Below are 25,207 nucleotides of genomic sequence, written 5' to 3' on the forward strand. Positions count from 1 at the left end.
GTGCGGAACGAGTGATGGTACCGGTACCCCACTCGTTTCTCACTCCTGATCACTCGCTACTCGCTCTTGGCCGCCTCGGCCAGCGCCTGTTCGACCAGCGATGCGGTCAGCACCGTCGGTAGTTGCCGACCCGCTCCGCCGCTCTTAGGGAACACCACGTAAAGCGGCACGCCCGGCGTGTGGTATTGCTGCAGAAAGGCAGTGATGTCCGGATCCTCGTTGGTCCAGTCACCCTTCATATAGACCGTGCCGGTCTGCTTGAGCTGGGCACGGAATGCGTCGGTGTCCAGCACGGTGTGCTCGTTGGCCTTGCAGGTGATGCACCAGTCGGCGGTCATGTCGACGAAGACCGGCGTGCCGGCCTTGCGCAGCTCGGCCAGCTTGGCCGGCGTGAAGGCAACCACACCCTCGGCCGTGGCAGCCCGGTTCGTGCCGGCCGGCAGTTTGGCCAGCATGTAGACCGGCGCAATCGCCAGCACCAGCAGCACGGCGACGAAGACACGGCTGATTACCCCACGCGAACGACTGCGCTCGAACCACCATAGCGTCATGGCCAGCAGCACCGCAGCCACCAGCAGCAGGCCGACGGCATCGGAGCCACGCTGGTTGGCCAGCACCCAGGCCAGCCACACCGCAGCGAGATACATCGGGAAGGCCAGCACCTGCTTGAGCGTTTCCATCCAGGCACCGGGGCGCGGCAGCAAGCGCGCCACGGCCGGTACGAAGCCGACCGCGAGGAAGGGCAGGGCCAGGCCAACGCCGAGGGCGACAAAGACCAGCAAGGCATTCACGGTGGGCGCGGCAAAGGCGTAGGCGAGCGCGGTGCCCATGAACGGCGCCGTACACGGGCTGGCAACTACCACGGCGAGTACGCCGGTGAAGAAATCACCGATCGGGCCCGAGCGATTCGCCAGCGAGCTGCCGGTATTGCCCAGCGAGGTGCCGAACTGCACCACGCCGGACATCGACAGCGCGACCGCCAGCATGATCAGCGCCAGTACGGCGACCACGATGGGGTTCTGCATCTGCGAACCCCAGGCCTGCTTCAAGGAGATGATGATCAGGCCGAGTGCGATAAAACTCGCCAGCACGCCGGCGGTGTACATCAAGGCATGCACGCGGCGGCGCGCGGGGTTCTCGCCGCTTTCGATCAGGCCGACCGCCTTGATGGAAAGCACCGGCAACACGCACGGCATCAGGTTCAGCACCAGGCCGCCGCCGAGCGCGAGCAACAACGCATACCAGAGACTGACATCGAGCGAGTTTTGCGTGGCTGGCGGCATTTCCGGCGCGGGGCCGGCGGTGGTCTGCCCGGTCGAGACGCTGCCGCCGGAAAGATCGACCGATACGGCACGCGTCATCAGCGGATAGCACAGGCCGCCGTCCTGGCAACCCTGGAAGCTGGCTTCGACATCGAGTTGTTTGCGTCCGGCCAGGTCGCCATCGATGGTGACCGGCAATTCGAGCTGATCGAAATACACGGTGACCTTGCCGAAATGCGGATCGTCCTTGCTGGTGCCTTCAGGCCATTGCGGGTTGAGCTTCACGCCGTCGATGTTCTTGGCATGCAGCACGGTCTGGTCGCGATACAGGTAGTAGCCCTTGGGCATCGTCCAGCGCAGCAGCAATTCGTTTGGCTTGCGTGCCAGCGCTTCGAAGCGAAAGGCCTGTTCGGCAGGCAGCGGTGCCGCATCCATGCCCGGGCTCGCGGCCGACTTGCCGCCTAGCTGGCTCAGCGCACTGCCGAGGGTTTGTGTTGGCGCGCCCGGAGCGGCTTGTGCGGCGCCCGCCGGCAAGGGCAGATCGAGTTTTTCGGTATGCGGCGGGTAGCAGATCTTCGGTTCGACTTCGTGGCAACCCTGGTACTGGACGCTGACCGTCAAGCGCGTGGTGCCGGGTGCCACCGTATAGGGAATGCTGGCATCGACATTGTGGTGATAGGTTTCTACATCGCCCAGGTATTCGTCGTGATGCTTTTCGCCATCGGGCAGTGTCGCTTCGCCGAGCGTGATGCCATCACCGCCCTTGAACTTCATGCGACCACGATAGAGGTAGTAGTCCTGCGCGATCGTCCAATGCAGCTTCAGCACGCCGGGCGTGTTGGTATCGGTGCTGAGCTTGTAGGCCTCGGTCACCGGCAGCAGGTTTTCGGTGTCTTGCGCAAATACCTGCGCCGCACCGAGCAGTAGCGCCAAGGGAACCAGGAGGCGGGCGGCCAGACGGCCAAAAGAACGGAAACGCATTGCAACTCCAACCGTGGGGACCACGCCAGGCAGCGTGGAGCGGTGATTATGACCTATTCGCTGGATACGTCTTTTCGGTTACCCGGTTCAGGCTTTGTCGGCGATGGGCACCGGCAACGGCTCGCTGGAACGGCCGGTCGTCAGTGCTACGCCTAGCAGGATCACCACGCAGGCGATGATCATGTTGGCCGTAATCGTTTCTTTCAGGAACAGCCAGCCCCATAGCACGCCGAACACAGGAATCAGATAGAGCACCGTCATGGTCCGCGCCGTGCCGGTGCGGGCGAGCAGCCTGAAAAACAGCAGCATGGCAAAACCGGTACAAGCCACGCCCAGCGCCGCGATGGCAAGCCAGGCCGACATCGGCGGATTCTGTGCCGGCCACGCCCAGAACGTTGTCGGCGCGAGCAGGATAGCGGCGACAATCTGGCTGCCGGCGGTGGACGTCATCGGTGAGACATGGTGTAAACGGCGGCGACTGTAGTGCACTGCAAAGGCGTAGCAGACCGTCGCGCCGACACAGGCGGCCATCGCCCATAGCGAACTGTGATCGACTGCGGCGCCACCGATATTGCCGCCAACCAGCCACAGTACGCCGATCAGGCCGACGACCAGGCCGAGCGTACGCCATGCATCGAGTTTCTCGTTCAGCCACAGCCAGCCGGATGCGGCTACCAATAGCGGTGTGATGGCATCGAAGATCGACGAGAGGCCGGCGGGTAGGTGGCGTGCGGCCCATGCAAACAGTAGAAACGGCAGCGCCGAATTGGCAATGCCTGTGATCGCGATCGGCCGCCAATGCGCGCGCCATTCCGCCAGCAGCGTGCGCGACGCCATCATGGGCACGAAGCACAATCCCGCAACGATGGCGCGCATGCCGCCCATCGCCACCGCGCCGAACGGGTCGGCGGCCATGCGCATGAACAGAAACGAGCCACCCCAGAGGGCGCCGAGCAGGAGCAGGCTGGTCAGGTCGCGTGGTTTCATCGCGTTCTCGATTCGATGGGTGCTTGGTCGGTTGCCATCTTTTCTGTTGGGGCGGCTTCAGCCGCGACAGGCGGTGACACTACCTGGTGCCGCGATTGAAGGGACCTCTAATAACCTCGGTTTTTCACCGTCATCCCGGCGCAGGCCGGGATCCAGTGGCGTCAGTTCTCGGTTTTTGCGAGCGTGTCCAGTGGTTTTCGCGAGAACCTAATCATGTCGCCACTGGATTCCGGCCTACGCCGGAATGACGAGTAGGAGGTCATTCGAGGTTCCTTGAAGTCGCTAACGCAAAAATTCGATTCTTTGGGTCCGATTAGCCCTGCTTGGCTCCGTGCCCAAACAAATGCTTCCGCTCTTCCTCGCTGATGTGCTTGCGCACATAGGCACTCTCTACACCTTCATACGTGCGTATCGTGGCCGGTCGCGCAGCGATAGCCTGGAACCAGCGCTCCAGATGCGGGAAGTCGGCGAGCGACTGGCCATGTGGCTGATGCGGCACGATCCACGGATAAGCGGCGATATCGGCGATGGTGTAGTCGTCGCCGGCAATGAAGGGACGGTCCGCCAGGCGACGATCCAGCACGCCGTACAGACGCGCCACTTCACGCGTATAGCGATCGATCGCATACGGCACCGGCTCGGGCGCATACACATTGAAGTGTCCGATCTGCCCGGCCATCGGCCCCAGGCCGCCGACCTGCCAGAACAGCCACTGCAGCACCTCGATACGGCCACGCGCGTCCTGCGGCAGGAAGCGGCCGGATTTTTCCGCCAGATAAAGCAGGATCGCACCGGACTCGAACACGCTGATCGGTTCACCACCACCCAAGGGCGCGTTGTCGACAATGGCCGGGATCTTGTTGTTCGGGGAGATGAGCAGGAAATCGGGCTGGAACTGCTCGCCCTTGCCCAGGCTGACCGGCTTGATGCGGTAAGGCAGCCCGGTTTCCTCGAAAAACAGCTTGATCTTGAGGCCGTTGGGCGTGGCGGCGAAATACAGGTCGATCATGACGGAGCGCTCCAGGCGGGATGGGTGCACTGTAAGGAAATGGGTGGACTTGCAAAAGAACCACAATGGGTCAAATCTTGTGGTCCACTTGAAGGCGTCTTCGCATGAGTCACCTGTTCGAGTTTCCCCTGGAACTGCCTGCGCCCGGATCGCGCCAGCGCCAGGCGGCGCTGCACACCCAGTTGCGCGCGGCCATTCTGGACGGGCGGCTCAAGCCCGGCCTGCGTTTGCCGGCCACGCGCGAGCTGGCGCAATCGCTGGGCATATCGCGCAATACGGTAGTGGCTGCGTACGACCTGTTGCTCAGCGAGGGCTATGTCGTGGCGCGCCATGGCGCGGGCAATTTTGTGGCAGACATGGCCTCGCGCTCCGCGTCGCGCGCCACGGCGTTGCCTGACGACCAGCGGCTCGCGTCTTATTGGCGCCAGCCGGTGACCCTGCCGGTGCGGCCGCCGCGCGACGATGGCGATGACTTCCGCGTCGGCACGCCGGACGTGCTGCGCTTTCCCTACGACGAATGGCGGCGCCTGTCGGCGCGAGCGATGCGCACTCTGTCCAGATCGCGCGTCTTGCATGTCGATCCGCAAGGGCAGGCGTCCTTGCGCGAGGCGATCGCGCGGCATGTTTCGTTCGCGCGCGCGGTCGCCTGCGAGGCGGCCGATGTACTGGTCACTTGCGGCGCACAACAGGCGTTCAACTTGCTTGCGCGCGTTTTGGTGACGCCAGGGCGCACGGTGCTGGCCGTAGAGAACCCTGGCTACCCGCCGTTGCGCGCGGTATTCGAAGCGGCCGGCGCGGAGATCGTGCCGGTACCGGTGGATGAGCAGGGCTTGGTGGTCGCGGCGATTCCGGCTCGCGCGAACATCGTGTACGTCACGCCGTCGCACCAGTTTCCGCTCGGCATGCCGCTGTCGCCCGCGCGCCGCAGTGCCCTGCTTGCCTTCGCACGAGCGCGTGGCGCGACCATTATCGAAGACGATTACGATGGCGAATTCCGCTACGGCGGCCGCCCGCTCGATGCCTTGCAGACGCTCGATCGCAACGGCAGCGTCTGTTACGTCGGCACCTTTTCCAAGTGTCTGTTTCCGGCATTGCGACTGGGCTATGTGGTGCTGCCGCCGTGGTTGCATGAGGCGATGGCGCATGCCAAGTGGCTCAGCGACGGCCATGGCGATGTGCTGTCGCAGGAGACGCTGGCTGCATTCATTGCCGAGGGGCACCTGGTGCGGCATATCCGCAAGATGCGCAAGATTTATGCGGATCGGCGCGAGCAACTGTTGCTCGCGCTGGAGCGTCATGCCGGCGGCCGGCTCGAAGCCATGCCGGTCGATGCGGGTCTGCACATGGCGGCACGCGCGGCGCCCGATATCGACGTGACGGCGTGGACGCGCAGGGCGGCGGCGGAAGGTATTCGCGTTGAGGACCTGGCGAGGTATGGCGTGGGCGATCACGGCTGGCACGGCATGCCGCTGGGCTTCGGCCTGATCGACGCCACGCGCATTGATAGCGCCATTCATCGGGCTGTGGCGTTGTTGCGTTGAAACATCCTCAAAAAATCCGGTTCCGAAAATCCAAAAGTGGTCCGGTAGTTTTTCCAACAAGTGGCGCTTATCCAGGTGGCCGTGTGGCCCGAGCATTCGCGCTATCCCTCCCGCGATGCCTTCCCATGCGTTATTTCCTGACTCTTTTCCTGTCGCTGTGTTGCCTGACTGCCCATGCCGCCGATAGCGGCCAGCAACGCGCCGAAGCGGTTGGTCAAAGCCTGATCGGTACGCCGGCGCCGGCGATGGTGCTCAAGACCATCGATGGGCAGACCATCGATCTGGGCAAGCTCTACGGCAAAAAAGCGGTCTATTTGAAATTCTGGGCGACCTGGTGCGTACCCTGCCGCGAACAGATGCCGCATCTGCAGCGCACCTATGAAGAAGCCGGTCCGGACATGGCGGTGATCGCCATCGATGTCGGCTTCGATGACAGTGTCGAGGAGGTACGCAAGTACCGACAGCAAGTGGGCCTGAGCATGCCGATCGTGTTCGATGACGGCTCGCTGGGCGAGGCTTTCCATTTGCGTGTCACGCCGCAACACGTGGTGATCGGCCGTGATGGGCGCATTCTTTATGTCGGCCACGAGGCCAACGCCCGGCTCGACGCCGCCTTGCTTGCTGCCCGAACGTCCACGCCTTTACCGGTGGCGCCGCCGAAGACGGCCACCGTGGCCGAGAAACCCATCGGTATGGGCGATAGCGTGCCCGATACGAGCGTGACCACCCTGGCCGGGAAATCCTTTCCGTTGCGCGGTGCCGGCAAGCCCACCGTGCTGGTTTTTCTCTCACCCTGGTGCGAAAGCTATCTGGCCAAGAGCCGCCCGCAACTGTCGCAAAGCTGCCGCAGCATGCGCGAGCAGGTCGAGGCGCTGGCGCATAAGCGGTCGGATCTGCGCTGGCTGGGCGTGGCCTCCGGCCTGTGGGCGGCCAGGGACGATCTGACCGAGTACAAGAAAAACTACAAGGTGGAGATCCCGCTGATGCTCGACGCATCCGGCACGCTTTTCCGTAGCTTTCGTGTGATGCACGTGCCGACCGTGCTGCTGGTCGATGCCCAGGGCCGTGTGACCCGACGCATCGAGGCCACCGACGGCGACCTGGCCGCCGCTCTTCCGCGCTGACCTGACTGGCATTCAGGAAGCATTTGCGGCCACCCAGGCCAGATAGGCCTCGTGGCCGCGCTCGACCGGGACGGCGATCAGCTCGGGCAGATCGTAGGGATGCAGTTCCAATAGCCGCGCCCTGAGCGCCTCAAAGCGGTCGGCCGGGGTCTTGATGAGCAGCAGGGTTTCGCTGTCCCTGGTCACTTTGCCCTCCCAGCGGTAGACCGAGGTGACCCCGGGCAGGCAGTTGACGCAGGCGGCCAGGGACTCCCCGACCAACCGCTCAGCCAGCTGCAGAGCGGTTTCCGGGTCGGGGCAGGTGCAGTAGCAAAGCAGGATCGGGCGCATCCCGTCAGCCTAGCCGGCCTTGAAAGGGCCAGCCAGCTTCCCCATTAGAAGTGCAGGTTCGAGGGACGCGACCTCTTGCGAGGGGCTTCTGCATCGTTAGAATTGGCACTCACCGACGGCGAGTGCTAACAATGCGGTCCCCCGCATCGCGCCCCGTCCCGACTTTTCCCAACCCAATCCATTAGCTGGAGCCATCCATGAGCAAACTGCGTCCGCTGCACGATCGCGTCATCGTCAAGCGCCTGGAAGAGGAGCGTGTCTCCGCCGGCGGCATCGTCATCCCCGACAGCGCCACCGAAAAGCCGACCCGCGGCAAGGTCATCGCTGCCGGTACCGGTCGCATCCTGGAAGACGGCAATGTCCGTCCGATGTCGCTGAAGGAAGGCGACGTGGTGCTGTTCGGCAAGTACGCCGGCCAGGAAATCAAGATCGACGGCGAAGAGCTGGTCTTCCTGAAGGAAGACGACGTTGTTGCGGTGATCGAGGGCTGAGTTCCGTTGGGAGTTGCGGCTTGCCGAGCGCGAACTTAAGAGCGCGCACGCCAGTCGCCTTTGGCTCCTTCTGGTACCGCCTTTGGAACGACAGAACCATTCCTATTCAAAATTTTTGAGGCAAAAATTTTATGGCAGCTAAAGAAGTACGCTTCGGCGAAGACGTCCGCGCGCGCATGCTCAAGGGTGTCAACACCCTGGCCAACGCGGTCAAGGTCACCCTGGGTCCGAAGGGCCGCAACGTCGTGCTCGAGAAGAGCTTCGGCGCACCGACGGTGACCAAGGACGGCGTGTCCGTCGCCAAGGAAATCGAACTGGCCGACAAGTACGAGAACATCGGCGCGCAGATCGTCAAGGAAGCCGCTTCCAAGACGTCCGATGTGGCCGGTGACGGCACCACGACCGCGACCGTGCTGGCGCAGGCGTTCATCCAGGAAGGCCTGAAGGCTGTGGCCGCCGGCATGAACCCGATGGATCTCAAGCGCGGTATCGACCAGGCGGTGACCGCCGCCGTCGCCGAGCTGAAGAAGCTCTCCAACCCGACCGCCGACGACAAGGCGATCGCCCAGGTCGGCACCATCTCGGCCAACTCCGACGCCAACGTCGGCGACATTATCGCCACCGCGATGAAGAAGGTCGGCAAGGAAGGCGTGATCACGGTCGAGGAAGGTTCGGGCCTCGAGAACGAACTCGACGTCGTCGAAGGTATGCAGTTCGACCGCGGTTACCTGTCGCCGTACTTCATCAACAACCAGCAGAGCCAGCAGGTCGAGCTGGACGACCCCTTCATCCTGATCCACGACAAGAAGGTGTCGAACGTTCGCGAACTGCTGCCGGTGCTCGAAGCCGTCGCCAAGGCTGGCAAGCCGCTGCTGATCGTCGCCGAGGAAGTCGAGGGCGAAGCCCTGGCGACCCTCGTCGTCAACACCATCCGCGGTATCGTCAAGGTCGCCGCCGTCAAGGCGCCGGGCTTCGGCGATCGTCGCAAGGCCATCCTGGAAGACATCGCCATCCTGACCAACGGCCAGGTGATCTCCGAGGAAGTTGGCCTGCAGCTTGAGAAGGCCACGATCAACGATCTGGGCCGCGCCAAGCGCGTCGTCATCACCAAGGAAAACACCACCATCATCGACGGTGCCGGCGAAGCCGGGCGCATCCAGTCGCGCATCGGCCAGATCAAGGCGCAGATCGAAGAGACCTCTTCGGACTACGACCGCGAGAAGCTGCAGGAGCGCGTGGCCAAGCTGGCTGGCGGCGTGGCCGTCATCAAGGTGGGCGCGGCGACCGAAGTCGAAATGAAGGAAAAGAAGGCTCGCGTCGAAGACGCCCTGCACGCCACCCGCGCTGCAGTGGAAGAAGGCGTGGTGCCGGGCGGTGGCGTGGCGCTGATCCGCTCGCTCAAGTCGCTCGATGGCCTGAAGGGCGCCAACGCCGATCAGGATCTGGGCATCGCCATCACCCGTCGCGCACTGGAAGCTCCGCTGCGCGCGATCGTGTCGAACGCCGGCGAAGAGCCGTCGGTCGTGCTGAACAAGGTGAAGGAAGGCAACGGTAACTTCGGTTACAACGCTGCCACGGGCGAGTTCGGCGACATGATCGCCTTCGGCATCCTGGACCCGACCAAGGTCACCCGTTCGGCTCTGCAGTTCGCGGCCTCGGTCGCCGGTTCGATCATCACGACCGAAGCGGCCGTGACCGAAGTGCCGAAGAAGGACGAAGGTCATTCGCACGGTGCGCCGGGCGGTGGCATGGGCGGCATGGGTGGTATGGACTTCTAAGTCCTGCGCTTCTGTTGCAGTTGTTTGGAGAAAACCCCGCCTTGTGCGGGGTTTTCTTTTGGATGGCTATTGCTGTACTAGTCAAGCGAGAACGGATGCTTTGGGCGGTTTTCCGCAGCCTCTCCAACTTCGTCATTCCGGCGTAGGCCGGAACCCAGTGGCGTCAGTGTTTGGTTCTTGCCTGTGTGTTCGGGCGACCTGGCCGCTTACGCAGCGGGCGTTTCACTCGCCTGCCGGCGAGCGAGTCACTTTCTCTTTGCTGGCCCACGCTTGCGCGCAGCGCATGCGAACGGCGAAGCCGGCCCGGAGGGCGGAGGACCTTTAGGTCCGGAGTAAAGAGAAAGTAACCCAAGAGAAATGGCCTGTGGATCAAGAGCTCTGAGCAGCATTGAGAGATAAAACCTCTCGGACCGTCTACTCGAATCGACAGGGGACACTTCTGGCGCTTCTGAGGTACGCCGGATTGGTGCGCGAGGCGTCGCGGCGGTGAGGACTTAAAGCGTTCGTCCTCTTACCGTTGCCTACACCCCTTTGTCATTCCGGCGCAGGCCGGAATCTATTCTTCAGTGTTTCCGTTTGAGAAATCTTGTCTGAAAAACGAAGGCCAATCATCTCACTCTCCGACAATCGCCTTCGCTTCAAGAAACGACTCCAGCCCAAACACACCGCCTTCGCGCCCGACCCCAGACGCCTTATATCCGCCAAACGGCGCAAGCGCCTCATGTTGAAGGCTGTTGATCTTCACCCCGCCGACAAGCAGCCGCGAAGCGACGGCATGTGCGCGTTCGCTGTTCGTCGAGAACACATAAGCCTGCAACCCATACGGCGAATCGTTGGCGATCTCAATGGCCTCCTCGTCGTCGCGATAGGTGATGATGCTGAGTACAGGCCCAAAAATTTCTTCTTGAGCGATCGTCATATCGTTGCTTACGCCGGCAAAGACAGTCGGTCGAACGAAGTAGCCACGCTCGATGCCCTCCGGCCGGCCTTGGCCGCCCGCAATCAATGTGGCACCTTCGTCGTTGCCGATGCGGATGTATCGCTGCACGCGCTCGTATTGCGCGGCGCTGATCATCGGCCCGATCGTCGTCTGCGGATTGCGTGGGTCGCCGACCTTGATGCCGGCGATGGCCTGTTGAGTCAAAGCAATCACTTCATCCAGTCGCGAAGCCGGAACAAGAATGCGCGTTCCCGCCACGCAAGCCTGCCCACTGTTTTGCAGCCCGGCCTGGATGGCCAGCGGTACGGCATGGGGAAAATCGGCGTCGTCGAGAATGATCGACGGCGATTTGCCGGTCAGCGCCAGGCTGACACGCTTCATGCTGTCGACGGCGGCGCGTGCGATCGCCTTACCGGTCTGTGTTGAACCGGTGAAGGAAATCTTGGCGACACCCGGGTGCGTGCTGAGTGTCGTGCCTACCGGGTCGCCCCGGCCGATCACGATATTGACGATGCCGGGCGGAAGGTCGGCAGCGTGGACTGCTTCGGCAACCGCCTGTGCCTGGATCGCACCCAGCTCGCTGGGCTTGATCACCACTGCGCAGCCGGCGGCGATAGCGTAGGCGAGCTTGCTGCAGATCGAGCCGGCGACGCTGTTCCACGGCGTGATCAGTGCCGACACGCCGACGGATTCCATCGTCACACTGGCTGCGCCCATCTGCCGAGTCAATGGATAAGCCGCCAGCGTTTCGGCGGCATGGCCGAAACACGCCGCCGCGTATTCGCTGGCCCATGTGGCGCGCTGCGGTGGCGCGCCGTATTCGTCGACCGTGGCTTCGCGGATCGCCGGCACATGTTTATGTACGGCTTCTTCCAGCCGACGAAGCATGGCGATGCGTTCCTGTTTGCTGCTGCGCGAGAAAGCGTGCTGTGCCTTGTTCGCCGCCTCGATAGCCAACCGTACGTCGTCCTGGCCGGCGAGCCGCAAGCGACCGATGATCGCCTCGGTACTTGGATTGACGATGTCCATCGTCTCGACGCCAAGCGTTTGCACGAAGCGGCCGTCGATATAGGAATGTTCCAACATGCGCATAGAGCCTCCAGGGCTGTGGTTGCCCTGAAGTATGGTGGCGCACATTGGCCTGAAAAATAGCTAGAATCGGGACAAGTCATCCCGGAAATCGAATCAATGTACAAGTCGGGGCTCACCGAACTGGACGCGATTCTTGCGGTAGCGCGTCGGGGCAGCTTCAAGGCAGCCGCCGATGAGTTGGAGATGTCGACCACCGCACTGAGTAATGCGGTGGCAGGCATGGAAAAGCGCCTTGGCGTGAGGCTGTTCCACCGCACGACGCGCAGCGTGGCATTGACCGAGACGGGCGAGCAATTCGTTGCACAGGTCGCGCCCGCGTTGTCGGATATCCATCAGGCCATGGCCAACGCGAGCAGCCGCCAGCAGAGCATGTCGGGCAGCTTGCGCATCAATACTTCGCTTGGCGCCGCACGACGCATATTTCAGCCGATTCTTGGTGAGTACGTGCGGCGCTATCCGGCTGTCAGTGTCGATGTGATAACCAATGGGCGGTTGGTCGACGTGGTCGGCGAGGGTTTCGATGCGGGCATTCGCGTGGCTGACCTGGTGCCGCGCGACATGATTGCGGTGCCGATAGGTCTGCCGTTCCGCATGAAGGTGGTCGGCTCGAAGGCTTACTTCGCACGGCGCAAACGGCCGCAGACGCCGACAGATCTGGCGGACCATCTTTGTATTCGTGCGCGAATGCCAACGGGCGCACCCGTTGGCTGGGATTTCGTGCGACGCGGCGCGTCATTTACCGTCGACGTGGCCGGTCCACTGGTACTGGACGAAGCCTTGCTGATGTACGAAGCCGCTCGCGACGGACTGGGACTGGCCATGCTTGCGGATTGGTACGTCAAGGACGATCTAAAGAAAGGCCGATTGATCAGCGTGCTGGACGACTGGGTGCCGACGTATCCGGCCTTGAGCCTCTACTACTCCGGCCGTCGCAATGTTCCGGCACCCCTGCGCGCGTTGATCGAGCTGATTCGCGAACTCGGCTTGCCGGCATAGAAAAACCCCGGGGTCGCCCCCGGGGTTTTGACTGTCGTACTCGAACCGTTTTGCTTATTCGCCGCTGGCGGGAGCTTCGGCCGCACCGCTGGCGCTGCTGTCCTTCGGAGCGGCGGCCTTCTTGGCCTTGTGATGCTTCGCAGCCTTGTGGGTGGCCGGCTTGGCGGCGGCGTCACTGGCTTGCGGTGCGGAACTCTTCATGGCGTCTTGCTTCATCGCGTCCTGCTGCTGCACGGCCGCGCCGGAATTCGCGCTGGCATCAGCCGGAGCGTTCTGCGCAAAGGCGGAAGCGGACAGGACGGAAGCAGCGATGAAAGCGGCGAGCATGGTCTTGCGCATGGATGAACCTCCGAAAGTGGGAAACCAGGACAAGATGTCCTTGGTTGGATGGCACGTTAGACGCATCGATCCGACTGTTTGCTGAACCGAACTGGCGTGCGTCAGCAAGCAGACAGCTCACTGAATGAACAGAAACGTCCTTCTTAAAAAAGCGATAACAGCCGCTTGATTTATCGCAGCTGCAGTCAGTTCGCGGCGTGCATCAGCCCGGACCCTGACAAACGCGAGGTCGGTGGAACACAAGGCCGCAGGACAAAACAGCAGCCGCGACAAGCAGAGCCGCATCGCAACCGCGCAACTCGGCAAGCCATCCCCACAGCAAACCACCGGCCGCCATGCCGCCGAACGCGCTTGTCATATAGGTCGCCAGCGCGCGTCCCCGATACGACGACTCGGAATGGCTGTGCACCGCGACGTTCAGTGTCGAAAACAGGATCAGCCATGTGGCGCCCGCAAGCGCGACGGGGCCAAGGAGATGCCCGTTTGGTCGCCATGCTACAAACAGCAGGCACGTGGCAAAGATTACGCAGCAAATATCCAGGAGATGATCCGGGCTGAGTACCCTGATCAGGCGTGGTCGAATCACGGCCGCGACTAGCCCGCCACCGCCAAATGCTCCCAGCAAAGCCACATACGCATGGGGGTCTTTGTGCTCAGTAGATGCAACGGTGGGCAATAGCGCAAGAAGCGCACTGGTAGGGAAGCCGATGCCCGCCGCGCGTAGGCAAAGACAGCCGAGCCACGCTCGGCTGCGCGGGCTGATCGGTGCAAGTGCGGACGCAGCTTTAGGGCGTGTCTCAGCGTGCTGCACGCGAGGCCATTGCAGGGTCACGAAAAGAATGCAAGTCGTGATTGCGTTGTAGAGGAAGGCGGACCAGACGCCCCACACCGAAATAAACAGTCCTGCAATCAGCGGCCCCAAAGTGCGAGCCAGATTGAACGCGACACTGCTCAGCACGATGGCCGCCGAAAGATGCCGTAATGAGACTATCTGTCCGATGCCAGCCTGCCAGGCAGGATTGCGCAGAGCCACACCCGCACCCATCAGGCCAGTCAGCAGCAACAGTCCGTGAGGGCTGGGCGAATGCACGCACATCAACGCCAACAGCGCCACGCTGGTAAGCAGGACCCAGCCTTGTGCGGCGCGTTGGACCCGCAGGTAATCAAAACGATCGATCAACCAGCCGCTGCCATAGGACAGCAACAGCACGGGCAACGACGATGAGACGTGTGCCAATGCGACAACTTGTGGCCCATACTCCCGCTCCACAAGCCACCAGGCGACGGCAACCGATTGCGCCCAATAGCCTGTATGCGCGGCCGCCGTTGCCAGCCAGAGTCTGCGGAATGCGGGCGTGCCCAGCGGGGCCAACGCTCGGTCAGGCTGCGAATTCATGAGGGTGGCGTCACCTGCTTCGTGTTGCTGCAGATGTCATGGATGCGTTCGGCCAGTTGCAGATCCAGTGCGGGCAATCCGACACAGGTGATGAGACAACGTGACGTTTCGGCATGCGCAGGCAGGGCCATGTGCGGGTGGAAATTGGAGATGCCGTACCTGTCCTTTTCCTCGTTCAACGAAAGGCCTTGTCGAGAAAAATACAAGGCCAGGCTTTGCGAGCCGCGCGAGGACACCGATGCGACATCGTCACAGATAGCAGTTCCCAATGAGAGCGTCTCGTGGATAAGCGCTGCCGGTGTTTCGTCACCACCAAGATGCAGCACGACAGCGTCCTCGGCGATGTCTTCGCCTTGAAACAACGGAGACGCCGTATTGGTCGCTGTGATGATGAGATGACAGCTTGCAAGATCATCCAGGTGGCCTGCGACCACCGGGCGGGGCGCTTCGGAAAAAGCGTCAACCAGCGCCATCACACTTTGATCGGTGAATGCCTTTACATAGACGCGATCGAGTCGATCGCCACAATGCGCCATGAGATCGGCAATCGCCCTGGTAGCCACCGCGCCGGTGCCGAACACGAATACGCGCAGACCGTCGATATTCGCGCGAAAGGTCTCGGACACAATCGATGCGTACGCGCCGGTGCGGGCCGCTGAGATGTCGGTGCCATCCATGATGCATAGCGGCTTCATGCTCAGTTTGTCGAACAGCAGAATGGTCGACTGCGAGCGGGGTTGCCCGGTGCGTCGGTTATAGGCGTTCGAACCCACGATTTTCACCGCGCCGTATTTCCGATTTACGGCAATGAGCGTGCTCAATTTCCAGTTGAGCCGTTCGTTTGACGTTGACCGTAATCTCGTCTGGTTGCCGATAAGAGACGTTAGCTCGTCCGGATGCGGCGTCAAAACAGATTTACGGCCGTAGGAGACGCCACTACAGAAAGAAAGGAGCGCTTCGCGTACCAGCCGGCCGATATCCCGACACGATAGTGACGCCGGGCTGTGAGAGGGCCGGACCTCCCAAGGGTCAGTATGAAAGTAGCGAGGCGACGCGGTGATGGAACTACCCGGAAACTCATAAGGCATAGGGCCCTCCATGGCGACCAGCCGAAATGAATACACCTGGTTTGCAGACTATTTTCCCACCGATGGCTGCATGTGACGCAGCAGTGTGGTCTGCCAACTGAGTCGATAGTTTTGCTCATGCACTCGGCATGAGAAAGAGCGATGAAGGTGATGTGCTGTCGTCGATCAGCACTCGTGATCGTAGTTCGGCTGGTGCGAGTTACTGATGGGCTCCGGCAGCAGCACTTGCCGACGGTTCGGAATCTCCGCTGGCCATGCCCGTCTCGCCCGCCGGCCACTGGGCCTGCGGCAGCAACGGGTCGAGCTTGCCCTTCATGCGTAAAAGGGCGACGTTGGCCATGCCGTGGTCGAGCGATTGCTCAGCCTGGTCTTCAGCCTGCCGCGGTGCATTCGGTGCCCGGGTCAGTGTCGCCAGTTGCGGCGCCAGTACCTGTGTCAGCGCGAAATAGGCGTCGTCATGGATCCCCGCATGCTCCAGCAACTTGCCCGGCAGCATCCATGACGCCAGGTCTTCGCGCTCGGCTTTGCCCGGGTTGCGCGGATTGACCAGAAGCCACGTGCCCGCCTGGCTCAGCATGTCCTTGCCATCGACGAATCCGGCGGTGTTGTACATGTCGGTCAGACCGGGCAGGTGATCGCCGTAGAACAAGAGAAGCGTTGGGCGCTCGCGCTTGGCCAGCATGTCGGCGAGACGGCCGAGCTCTTCGTCCGCATGGCGCATGTGATAGAGATAGTTCTGCGTTTCGAGCTTGGCCTTGCCCTCGACGCCTTCGGGGACGGGAATCGCATCGCGCTCTTCGACATTGATGCCGGGGCTGTCGTCGTAAGGTCCATGCGCTTCGATGCTGATGGCGAACAGGAACTGCGGCGGCCCGGCATCCTTTAGCTGGGTCATGATTTCATCGGTCATGGCGCGATCGGACATGTACTTGCCATCCATCGCGGCGTTCTTCGGAAACGACGACTGCGAAACGAACTGATCGAAGCCGATGGCCTTGAATGCGCTGTTGCGATTCCAGAAAGTCGGATCGTTGCCGTGGATCGCGACGGTTTCGTAGCCGTGCGCGCGGAGCGAACGCACCATGCTTGGGACCACTTTCGAGTTCATCTGCAGATACGGAAACTGCATGCTGCCGAAGTAGCGCAGCGACAGGCCGGTCAATACTTCGAACTCGGTTCGAATGGTGCCGCCGCCGAACGTCGGCACGTGCAACGGGCCACTGCTGCCTTGCGCGGCGAGCCTGCGCAGATTCGGCGTCAGGTCGGCTTGTTCATAACCCTTGACAATACTTGGGTCGAAGAACGACTCGCTTTGAATCACTACGATATCCGGCGCTTCGCCTTGCGCTTGTGGATCGATCTGCATGCGCTGGCGGAGCTGCTGATCGGCTTGCCCGATAACTTGCATCGCGGCGTTCGGATCGCCCTTCTTGTGTTGCTGGCGTGCCTGATCGAGATGGAACATCACCAGTGAGCTGACCAGGCCCGAATGTTCGGCGGTGCCCGAGACCGACCAGGGCTCCATCCACAAGCGCTGGCCGTTGTACATGCGTGCCCAGCCCGGGACGCCCGCCAGCAAGGTGCCGAACACGACAAACAGCAGCGCGCCGGCGGCGATGCGCTTGCCTTGTGTGTGGCGACGGAACAGCGCCGGCTCCCATTTCCAGATCGCGACGATGATCGCCACACCGAGGACGATGGCCAGATAAGGCCAGGGGCTCGCAGGCAGATAGCCGCCAAGCAGGTGCAGGCCACCTTTATGCAGCTGGCTGACCATGCCGAAGTCCTGCGGCATCAACGGCACATTGAGGTTGGCGATCTTCAGCTTGTTGACGGCATAGACCACCGTCTGCAGCAGGAAAGACACGCCGAACGACAACATCGCTCGCCGGGTCAGTACCAGCAGCAGCAAGGCAAGCAGCAGGCCGGGCAGGGCATTGGCGAGCAGGAACAAGGGTTGTTGAAACAGCTGCGCCGGTGCCACACCGATACCGCCGTCGACCAGGCCGGTCAGCAGGACGAACGCACAAGCGAGCAGCAGTGGCCAGACGACGCGCCAGGCGGTGGTATCGCGCCAGTCGCGACGTGCGGAAGTCTCGGATTTTTCGATGTTTTGAGGCATCGCGGGCCAGGCTGTCATGACGTGGGAATAAAACTGTAATCACCTGGATATGAACCAAATGTAGGCGTGAAGGGTCGCGGTACTACGATGTTCAGCCGCTAAAAATCGCGATCTAACGTCAAAAGCACAAGAAAGTATGCGCGCCTTCACAGGCGAGACCTCCACGGCAACTCTGCGGCACAATGGCGCGATGGCCGTTTCTTCCGAATCCATGGCGCTGCGCGCGCTGATCCATGACCGCTATGGCGAGTTGATCGCACGTTGCCGCGCGGTTGGCGTGCCGTTGCACGACGATGCGGGCGTGGCCGAACGCATTCGCAGAACCTTGCTGGCGAGCGATTTTGCGTTCGATGCCTGGCTACGGCAGCCGCAACTATTGGCGCCGCAGGGCCTGGAGCGCCTGCGTGCCGGTGGCGATGCGGGTACGCGTATCGACAGCCTCAAGCTCAGTGCCGACGAAGGCGAGTGCATGTCGGCGCTGCGGCGCTTTCGCCATGCCGAGGCCTTGCGTCTGGTTTTTCGCGACGTCAACGGCCTGGACGAACTCTCGGACACGTTATCGGCGACCAGCGTGCTTTATGAGGCCTTGCTGGGTGCGGCGCTCGGTTGGGGCGAGCAGGCCCTGGCTGCTCGTTACGGCCATAGCCGCAGCCACGAGGGTGTCTTGCAGCGAATGGTCGTGCTGGGATTCGGCAAGCTCGGTGGCAGCGAGCTGAATTTTTCTTCGGATATCGATCTGGTCCTGGCCTATCCGCATAGCGGCCAGAGCGATGGCGCGCGTGCGCTGGACAACAGCGAGTACTTCGTACGACTAGGTCGCCAACTGGTGCGCCTGCTCAACGAACCCACGGTCGATGGCATCTGCGCGCGTGTCGACCTGCGCCTGCGTCCCTTTGGCAATGCCGGGCGGCTGGCATTGCCGTTCAGTGCGATGGAGCAGTACTACCAGAGCGAAGGGCGCGACTGGGAGCGCTACGCCTGGATCAAGGCGCGCCCGGTGGCAGGGGACCGCAATGCCGGCAAGCAGTTGCAGGAACAGTTGCGCCCCTTCGTCTATCGCAAGTATCTCGATTACACGGCCTTTGCCGGGCTGCGCGAAATGAAATCGCTGATCGATGCGGAAGTCGCGCGCAAGGATCTGGCCGACAACCTCAAGCTCGGCCCGGGCGGCATCCGCGAGATCGAGTTCATCGTGCAGTTGACCCAGTTGATTCGCGGCGGCCGCGAACCGAGTCTGCGCGTACGCGGCCTGCTTCCCGCGCTGACCGCGTGTGAGGCGCGCGGGCATATCGCAGCGGTACGCGCCAAGGCTTTGCGCGAGGCGTATGTGATTCTGCGACGGGTGGAAAACCGCGTGCAGATGCTGCGCGATGCGCAGACCCACGATATTCCCGAGGACGATCTCAGTCGCGAGCGTATTGCACGCGGGCTGGGGCATGAGCATTGGCAGGAACTGGAACAGGTGCTGGCTTACCATCGCGGCATCGTCAGCGAGGAGTTCGCCGCGGTGTTGATGCCGCAAGGCGGTCGCACGGCGAGTGCACCGGTCGAGGATGTCGCGCTATGGCAGCGTGCCTGCGCTGGCGATGTCGACGCGGGTGCCGCCGAAGGCGCCGGTTTCGTGCCGGGTGCCGATGTGGCCGATGCGCTGATGAAGTTGCCGCAGGCGGCTGCCGTGCGTGCGATGGCACAGCCTTCGCGCGAGCGGCTGGATCGTCTGATGCCGCAGTTATTTATCGCCGCGCGTGCCAGCGCGGCGCCAGCAGCATGTCTGTTGCGGCTATGCCGGCTGGTGCAGGCGGTGGCGCGGCGTTCGTCGTATCTCGCCTTGCTCGAAGAGCAGCCCGCGGCACGCAAACGCCTGGCCGGACTATTTGCCGAAAGCGCTTTTCTTGCCGAACGCGTGATCGCACAACCGCTGTTGCTCGACGACGTACTCGATCCGCGTATCGACCAATTGCCGTTGAAACGCGCGGATATCAGCGCGGAAATCGCCCGTGTGCTGACCACGCTCGACGAGCGTGAGGCCGAGGCGGAGCTCGAGCGCATCAACGAATTCAAGTCCAGCATCGCCTTCCGCCTCGGGCTGGCGCTCAACGACGGCCGCGCCGATGCCGTGGCGACTGCTCGACGTCTGGCGGCGCTGGCCGAGTCGGTCGTGCTGGCGGTGACATCGTTGGCCGAGCGCGAATTGATCGTCCAGCACGGTCGTTTGCCTGGCGAAGGATCGGGCTTTGCCGTGTTGGGCTATGGCAGCCTTGGTGGCGAGGAGCTCGGTTTCGCATCCGATCTCGATCTGGTTTTTGTGTTTGACGGCAAACGTGCGCAGGCAATGAGCGACGGCGCGCGTCCGTTGGAAGGGGCGCGTTGGTTTCAGCGCCTGACTCAACGCATTGTCAACTGGCTGACTGTGCTTACGCGCGCGGGCCGCTTGTACGAAGTCGATACCCGGCTGCGTCCGGATGGCTCCAAAGGCCTCCTGGTCGGTAGCCTCGATGCATTTGTCGCCTATCAGCGCAGCCGAGCATGGACTTGGGAGCATCAGGCCCTGTTGCGCGCACGAACCGTGGCCGGCGATGCGGCGCTGTGTGCGGAACTTGCCGATGTGCGGCGCGAGATTCTCGCGGTGCCGCGCGAGCGCGCCGCGGTGTTGCAGGAGGTCAGCGGCATGCGCGAGCGCTGGCGTGCCGAGCGCGATCGATCCAGCGCGACGCAGCTGGATCTCAAGCAGGGGCGCGGTGGGTTGCTGGACATCGAGTTTGCGCTGCAAGGCCTGGTGCTGGCAGGTGCCGCACAACAACCGAACGTTCTGAACGTGACGGCCAATGCAGCCTTGATCGAGGCGTGTCGCAGCGCGGGTTGGCTCGATACACAACAGGCCGCGACGTTGACGCAAGCGCATGCGGACCTGTTGCAGCGATCGCTGGCATGCACGCTGGATCTGCGCTCGCGTATCGCACCGCGTGACGAGGCCTTGGAAAATCTTTGCGTACAGGTGGCAAAGGTGACGCAGGAACTGGGTTTCGCTTTTTCCTAAAGCGACGCCGTATTTGCATCCCGTTCGTGCGCATGCATGCGGGCAAGCACCTCTTTAGCCACGGCAGGAAGTTCGCGCAACGGTGTTTGCGGTGTCGTGACGACGGTATCCAGATCGTGGAGCAGGTCGGCCTCGCGCAGTACGCGGTGAAAGCGTGCGATCTTCGCCGGCAGTGGTGCCGTCACCAGGGTGTGTACCGGGCAACCCACGGCGCAGGCTTCGGACAACATATTGACCGAATCGGGCGTCACCACCAGCCGGTCTGCCCACCCCAGTACGCCGGGATAAGGATTGTTGCCATCCTCGCTGCCGCCCCAGACCAGGCCGGGTACCCCGCGCAACGCTTCACGCAATAGGCGTACCGCTTCGTCGGGCGTACGCCGCGATGCGACAACCATCACACTGCCGCCTTCGGCGCGTTGTCGCGCGAGCAGTTGTTCGGCCAGCGTTCGGGCGTAGGTTGCGTCCAACGGCCAGTGCTTGCGCGGGCCGCCGAGCAACACGCCCACGCGCGGTTGCGGCAGATCGGCCAGGACGGGGCTGGCATCGCGGCCATCGTCCAGCCATGTCGCGTCGATCGGATTGAGCGAACCCAGTGTGGTAATCACGTTGCTGCCATGAACGCCATCGTGGCGGGGGGCGATCACCATGTCCCAGTGCCTGGGGTCGATGCGAGGATCGAGAATCTGCACCACGAACGAGCGCCGGCGCGATAACTTGCGCAACATGCGCGTAAACAGGGACGAAGCACGGCCACAGCCGATCACGACCCGTGGCCACGGTGGCATCAACCGCTGGCGTTGGCTGGCCGCCAATGCCCGTTTGTAACCGGGCAACATGAGCGGTGAGAACCAGGACCAGGGCGCGCGCGGTTCCCAGACCAGGTGATGCACGCGCAGACCCAGGCGGCTGGCCAAAGCCAGTGCCTGGCGCTGGTTGCCTGCCGCCTGATCGGTAATCACCCAGCATTCGCCCTGCAATGCGCTCACGTCCGGCACCCCATTGTTTCTCGAATCAGCACAGTACGTTCCTTAAATGGGTGTCCTGTCGATCCCGCTGCGCGTTTACACTGCTCGTTCTTGGCGCCCGCGGGCGCGCTATGACGTCATAAAGGATAACCATGAGCGAGATGCTTTCCGAGACCGCCCTCGACCAATTGTTCCGCACGGCGCGTACCTACAACGCGTTCCTGCCCAAGGAAGTGAGCGACGAACAGCTGCACAAGATTTACGAGCTGACCAAGTTCGGCCCGACCAGCGCGAACAGCTCGCCGATGCGCGTGGTGTTCATCAAGTCCAAGGAAGCGAAGGAAAAGCTCTCGCCCTTCATGTCCGAAGGCAACCGTGCCAAGACGCTGGCCGCGCCGGTGACGGCCATCGTAGGTACCGACCATGAGTTCTACGAGAAGCTGCCGCACCTGTTCCCGCACGCGGACGCGCGTAGCTGGTTTGTCGGCAACCAGCCGGCGATCGACATTACCGCGTTTCGCAATGCCAGCCTGCAAGGTGCCTATCTGATCCTGGCCGCCCGCGCGGTGGGCCTGGATTGCGGCCCGATGTCCGGCTTCGACGCCGACGGTGTCAATGCCGCCTTTTTCGCCGGTACGGCGGTCAAGGCCAACTTCATCGTCAATATCGGCTATGGCGATGCCAGCCGTGACCTGTTCCCGCGCAGCCCGCGCCTGACGTTCGACGAAGCCTGCAAGATCGTCTAATTTGATCGGACTGAGCTACGCGCAGTCCCCACCCCATACGGAGAAATATCCATGCGTGCTGTTCGCTATCTGCTCCTCGCCGGCCTGATCGGTGCTGCTGTGTCCGCTCATGCCGACCCGGTGACCTACAAGCTCGACCCGGGCCATACCATGGTCCTGTTCAGCTGGAACCACTTCGGCTTCTCCAACCCGACCGCCAACCTGGGCCTGGGCGACGGCACCCTGGTGTTCGACGAAAAGAACCCGGCCAAGTCGTCGGTCGAAGTGACCCTGCCGCTGGCCAACCTGGACACCCACGTCAGCGCGCTCGACGAGCACCTGAAGAAGCCTGATTTCCTGGATGCCGACAAGTTCGCGACCATCACCTTCAAGAGCACCAAGGTGCAGGCCGAAGGCGCTGGCAAGTTCAAGGTCACCGGTGACCTGACCGCGCACGGCGTGACCAAGTCGGTCGTGCTGGACGCCAAGCTCAACAAGAGCGGTGAGCATCCGATGCTGAAGGTGCAGGCGATCGGCTTCGACGCCACCGCCACGATCAAGCGTTCGGACTTCGGCGTCGGCGCCTATGTGCCGAACGTCAGCGACGAGATCAAGATCCACATCACCACCGAAGGCGCAGTCGCCAAGTAAGCGATTCGCCTGGTTCTAATAAAAAAGCCCGCGCCGTCATGGCGCGGGCTTTTTTTCTGGACGACGTTAAAGCCCGTGTGCGCCGGACGAGTGATAGGCGTCGGCAAAGCTCTTGAGGAAAATCCCGCTGATGATCGCGCCGGCGATCCAGCTAACCACGATGCCGATGATCACGGCGACCGCGGTATAGCCGCCCGCACGGTCGGTCGGCGACTTCATCGTATGCGGCAAGCCCAGGTACATCAGGTAGATCGCGTAGACCAGGCCCGCGAGCGCGACCAGCCAGCCGATCCACGGCAGGATCAGCGCGATGCTGGCGACCCAGTAGGCGGTCCAGGAGTACGCAATCGTTTTCAGTGCCTGCACCATGTCCTTCTGCCCGCCGAAGGACGATGCGAGCGCATTGACGATCCATGCCATCAGATACACCACGCCCAGGGCGACCAGGTAGCCCGCTATCAGCGAGCCGATGCCGGCGCCGATGGGAAAGCGGATGTCCACGCCCATGATCGAGGTGCCGATCAGGGTGTTCTTGATGAAGCCCGCCAGGGGCGGGAGCGCCGCCAGAATGACGATGTAGTTGAGATAAAGCCCCTTGACGGTATCCGGTTCGGCCGCGATGACCGGCCATTCGGTCTTGGGCGTGGTCAGGATGGCTTTCACGCGTGCAACGATCTTTGCAAAATCCATGGTTTTCCCTCTGCATGGTGTCCTGGCGGGAGTGTGAATCCGCCCCATGACAATCGATATGGACCGTAAGGGCTATGCCCTCCAGCGGTCTCCCCAACTACCCCAAATCCTTAAGATCCCGGACAGCGTCCGGCCCCTTGAGCCTGCTACCATTCCCTGCTTGATGTCCAGTTTGCGGAGCAAAGCCCCATGTCGCGTTCATCTGCTGCGGCGCCCATCCCGGCAAATGCCGAAAATCGTTACGAAGTGACGCGCGCCGACCTACCGTTGTCGTGCCCGATGCCCGGCATGGCCCTTTGGAATTCCCATCCGAAGGTCTATCTGCCGGTCGTCGACGACGGTGGCGAGTCTACTTGTCCTTACTGTGGCGCACGTTACGTGCTCAAGGACTGATCCCGCCACCGTGCGGGCAGGCGCCCCCATGCCCTAAAGCCCGGTCCGGCATGATTGCTGCTTGTCTGGTGTGATGAAGGCTCTCAACGAAGAATTCATGTCCGCCGTCGTCACCCCTACCAGGTCCTTGACCGTCGTCCAGCTGATCCCGTCGATGCATTCGGGCGGAGCCGAGCGCTCCGCGCTGGAGATCGCCCGGGCACTGGTTCAGGCGGGTCATCGCTCGGTGGTGATCTCAGCCGGTGGCCGCATGGTCGAACGGCTCGAAGCCGAGGGCAGCGAGCACATCACGCTGGATATCGGCAAAAAGTCGCTGAGCACGCTGGGCCGCCTGGTCGCGCTCCGGCGGGCGCTGCGCCAGATCAAGCCCGATATCGTGCATGCGCGCTCGCGGCTGCCTGCCTGGATGGGTTGGTGGGCGATCAAGGGCATGCAGCCTCAACCGCATTTCGTCACCACCGTGCACGGGCTCAATTCGCCCGGCCGCTACAGCTCGATCCTGCTGCGCGGCGAGCGCATCGTGGCGGTGTCGCAGACCCTGCGCGATTACGTGTTGAGCCACTACCGCTGGCTTGAGCCGAGTCGCGTGCGGGTGATTCCGCGGGGTATCGATCCGGATGCCTTTCCGTATGGCCATCGCCCGGATGATGTCTGGACGCGTAATTTCTTTGCCGAATTTCCCAACCTGGCCGGCGCGCCGCTGTTGACCTTGCCGGGTCGCGGCACCCGCTTGAAGGGTCATCATGACGCGATCCATCTCGTTGCCGACCTGAAACGACGCGGGATCGATGTGCGCCTGCTGTTGCTCGGTGCGGTCGAGCCGGGGCGCGAGGCGTATGCCGAAGAGTTGCGAGAGTTGATTCGCTCGCTCGGTCTCGAGCAGCAGATCGAAATGACGCCGCCGCGCGATGACGTGCGCGACATCTATGCGATATCGGCGTTGATCCTGCAGCTCTCGAACAAGCCGGAATCCTTCGGGCGCACGGTGGTTGAAGCCTTGTCGCTATGCCGGCCTGTTCTGGGTTATGCGCATGGCGGTGTCGGTGAGTTGCTTGCCGAACTTTATCCTGCCGGACGTGTAGCGCCTGGCGATCGCGAGCGGCTGGTGGAGCGGGCGGCGGAATTGCTGCGCGTGGCACCGGCGATTTCGATGCTGCATAACTATCGGTTGGGGGATATGCAGCAGGCTACGTTGGCGTTGTATGACGAGGTGATGGCGGGCTGAGGCTTACGGTCTCAATCAATCTCGCTATCTCGTCATCCCCGC

Annotated in this window: 21 protein-coding genes; 10 read left to right on the forward strand and 11 right to left on the reverse strand. The window is 62.5% G+C overall.

Annotated elements, in window-relative coordinates; translation table 11 throughout:
* Positions 1-56: 56 nt before the first annotated feature.
* The 3 genes from ACZ6WW_RS14350 to ACZ6WW_RS14360 form a co-directional block, all read right to left on the reverse strand.
* Positions 57-2,243: a protein-disulfide reductase DsbD family protein gene (locus ACZ6WW_RS14350; RefSeq protein WP_465274797.1), complete on the reverse strand. Its 2,187-nt coding sequence runs from the start codon at positions 2,241-2,243 to the stop codon at positions 57-59.
* Positions 2,244-2,330: 87 nt separating this feature from the next.
* The gene (locus tag ACZ6WW_RS14355; protein ID WP_465274798.1) at positions 2,331-3,230 is read right to left on the reverse strand and encodes a DMT family transporter; all 900 of its coding nucleotides are present in this window, start codon (positions 3,228-3,230) and stop codon (positions 2,331-2,333) included.
* A gap of 313 nt (positions 3,231-3,543) precedes the next feature.
* A complete protein-coding gene (locus ACZ6WW_RS14360; protein ID WP_465274799.1) occupies positions 3,544-4,239 on the reverse strand; it encodes a glutathione binding-like protein in 696 nt (231 codons plus the stop codon).
* A 104-nt stretch (positions 4,240-4,343) separates the two neighbouring features.
* Between ACZ6WW_RS14360 and pdxR the strand changes: the two genes are divergently transcribed.
* Together pdxR and ACZ6WW_RS14370 are read left to right on the forward strand one after the other, a co-directional pair.
* Positions 4,344-5,780 carry a MocR-like pyridoxine biosynthesis transcription factor PdxR gene (pdxR, locus tag ACZ6WW_RS14365; RefSeq protein WP_465274800.1) on the forward strand — a complete coding sequence of 479 codons (1,437 nt, stop codon included), beginning with the start codon at positions 4,344-4,346 and terminating at the stop codon, positions 5,778-5,780.
* A gap of 125 nt (positions 5,781-5,905) precedes the next feature.
* The gene (locus ACZ6WW_RS14370) at positions 5,906-6,904 is read left to right on the forward strand and encodes a TlpA family protein disulfide reductase (protein WP_465274801.1); all 999 of its coding nucleotides are present in this window, start codon (positions 5,906-5,908) and stop codon (positions 6,902-6,904) included.
* Positions 6,905-6,916: 12 nt separating this feature from the next.
* Here ACZ6WW_RS14370 and cutA read toward each other — a convergent pair whose 3' ends face one another.
* The gene (gene cutA / locus ACZ6WW_RS14375) at positions 6,917-7,234 is read right to left on the reverse strand and encodes a divalent-cation tolerance protein CutA (RefSeq protein WP_465274802.1); all 318 of its coding nucleotides are present in this window, start codon (positions 7,232-7,234) and stop codon (positions 6,917-6,919) included.
* A 197-nt stretch (positions 7,235-7,431) separates the two neighbouring features.
* On the opposite strand from cutA, the gene groES reads away from it, so the two are divergent.
* Positions 7,432-7,725, forward strand: coding sequence for a co-chaperone GroES (gene groES, locus ACZ6WW_RS14380; protein ID WP_281851728.1), 294 nt, complete (start codon positions 7,432-7,434; stop codon positions 7,723-7,725).
* Positions 7,726-7,856: 131 nt separating this feature from the next.
* Positions 7,857-9,503, forward strand: a complete 1,647-nt coding sequence (groL, locus tag ACZ6WW_RS14385) for a chaperonin GroEL (protein WP_465274803.1) — start codon at positions 7,857-7,859, stop codon at positions 9,501-9,503.
* Between the two features lie 613 nt (positions 9,504-10,116).
* Here the strand turns inward: groL and ACZ6WW_RS14390 are convergent.
* Positions 10,117-11,535, reverse strand: a complete 1,419-nt coding sequence (locus ACZ6WW_RS14390) for an aldehyde dehydrogenase family protein (protein WP_465274804.1) — start codon at positions 11,533-11,535, stop codon at positions 10,117-10,119.
* Positions 11,536-11,631: 96 nt separating this feature from the next.
* On the opposite strand from ACZ6WW_RS14390, the gene ACZ6WW_RS14395 reads away from it, so the two are divergent.
* The gene (locus tag ACZ6WW_RS14395; protein WP_465274805.1) at positions 11,632-12,531 is read left to right on the forward strand and encodes a LysR family transcriptional regulator; all 900 of its coding nucleotides are present in this window, start codon (positions 11,632-11,634) and stop codon (positions 12,529-12,531) included.
* A 54-nt stretch (positions 12,532-12,585) separates the two neighbouring features.
* Here ACZ6WW_RS14395 and ACZ6WW_RS14400 read toward each other — a convergent pair whose 3' ends face one another.
* From ACZ6WW_RS14400 to ACZ6WW_RS14415, 4 genes are all read right to left on the reverse strand, one after another.
* The gene (locus ACZ6WW_RS14400) at positions 12,586-12,870 is read right to left on the reverse strand and encodes a hypothetical protein (RefSeq protein WP_281851732.1); all 285 of its coding nucleotides are present in this window, start codon (positions 12,868-12,870) and stop codon (positions 12,586-12,588) included.
* Between the two features lie 202 nt (positions 12,871-13,072).
* Positions 13,073-14,266 (reverse strand): MFS transporter, encoded by a 1,194-nt coding sequence (locus tag ACZ6WW_RS14405; protein ID WP_465274806.1) that lies wholly within the window; start codon positions 14,264-14,266, stop codon positions 13,073-13,075.
* The gene (locus ACZ6WW_RS14410) at positions 14,263-15,354 is read right to left on the reverse strand and encodes a hypothetical protein (protein ID WP_465274807.1); all 1,092 of its coding nucleotides are present in this window, start codon (positions 15,352-15,354) and stop codon (positions 14,263-14,265) included. The genes ACZ6WW_RS14405 and ACZ6WW_RS14410 overlap by 4 nt, the downstream gene beginning before the upstream one ends.
* A gap of 199 nt (positions 15,355-15,553) precedes the next feature.
* A complete protein-coding gene (locus ACZ6WW_RS14415; protein WP_465274808.1) occupies positions 15,554-17,476 on the reverse strand; it encodes an LTA synthase family protein in 1,923 nt (640 codons plus the stop codon).
* A gap of 190 nt (positions 17,477-17,666) precedes the next feature.
* On the opposite strand from ACZ6WW_RS14415, the gene glnE reads away from it, so the two are divergent.
* Complete coding sequence (gene glnE / locus ACZ6WW_RS14420) at positions 17,667-20,513, forward strand: bifunctional [glutamate--ammonia ligase]-adenylyl-L-tyrosine phosphorylase/[glutamate--ammonia-ligase] adenylyltransferase (RefSeq protein WP_465274854.1); 2,847 nt, start codon at positions 17,667-17,669, stop codon at positions 20,511-20,513.
* Here glnE and ACZ6WW_RS14425 read toward each other — a convergent pair.
* Positions 20,510-21,502 (reverse strand): mitochondrial fission ELM1 family protein, encoded by a 993-nt coding sequence (locus ACZ6WW_RS14425; protein ID WP_465274809.1) that lies wholly within the window; start codon positions 21,500-21,502, stop codon positions 20,510-20,512. The two genes, glnE and ACZ6WW_RS14425, sit on opposite strands and share 4 nt — an antisense overlap.
* Before the next feature lie 131 nt (positions 21,503-21,633).
* On the opposite strand from ACZ6WW_RS14425, the gene ACZ6WW_RS14430 reads away from it, so the two are divergent.
* Together ACZ6WW_RS14430 and ACZ6WW_RS14435 are read left to right on the forward strand one after the other, a co-directional pair.
* Positions 21,634-22,227 carry a malonic semialdehyde reductase gene (locus tag ACZ6WW_RS14430; RefSeq protein ID WP_281851737.1) on the forward strand — a complete coding sequence of 198 codons (594 nt, stop codon included), beginning with the start codon at positions 21,634-21,636 and terminating at the stop codon, positions 22,225-22,227.
* Positions 22,228-22,278: 51 nt separating this feature from the next.
* Positions 22,279-22,857 carry a YceI family protein gene (locus ACZ6WW_RS14435; RefSeq protein ID WP_465274810.1) on the forward strand — a complete coding sequence of 193 codons (579 nt, stop codon included), beginning with the start codon at positions 22,279-22,281 and terminating at the stop codon, positions 22,855-22,857.
* Positions 22,858-22,923: 66 nt separating this feature from the next.
* Here the strand turns inward: ACZ6WW_RS14435 and ACZ6WW_RS14440 are convergent, their stop codons facing one another.
* Positions 22,924-23,547 (reverse strand): Yip1 family protein, encoded by a 624-nt coding sequence (locus ACZ6WW_RS14440; RefSeq protein ID WP_281851739.1) that lies wholly within the window; start codon positions 23,545-23,547, stop codon positions 22,924-22,926.
* A 189-nt stretch (positions 23,548-23,736) separates the two neighbouring features.
* Here ACZ6WW_RS14440 and ACZ6WW_RS14445 point away from each other — a divergent pair, with 189 nt between their 5' ends.
* Together ACZ6WW_RS14445 and ACZ6WW_RS14450 are read left to right on the forward strand one after the other, a co-directional pair.
* Positions 23,737-23,940 (forward strand): zinc-finger domain-containing protein, encoded by a 204-nt coding sequence (locus ACZ6WW_RS14445; RefSeq protein ID WP_281851740.1) that lies wholly within the window; start codon positions 23,737-23,739, stop codon positions 23,938-23,940.
* Between the two features lie 97 nt (positions 23,941-24,037).
* Positions 24,038-25,165, forward strand: coding sequence for a glycosyltransferase (locus tag ACZ6WW_RS14450; protein ID WP_465274811.1), 1,128 nt, complete (start codon positions 24,038-24,040; stop codon positions 25,163-25,165).
* The last annotated feature ends 42 nt before the right edge of the window (positions 25,166-25,207 follow it).

This window comes from Dyella sp. NPDC103356 (assembly GCF_055584465.1).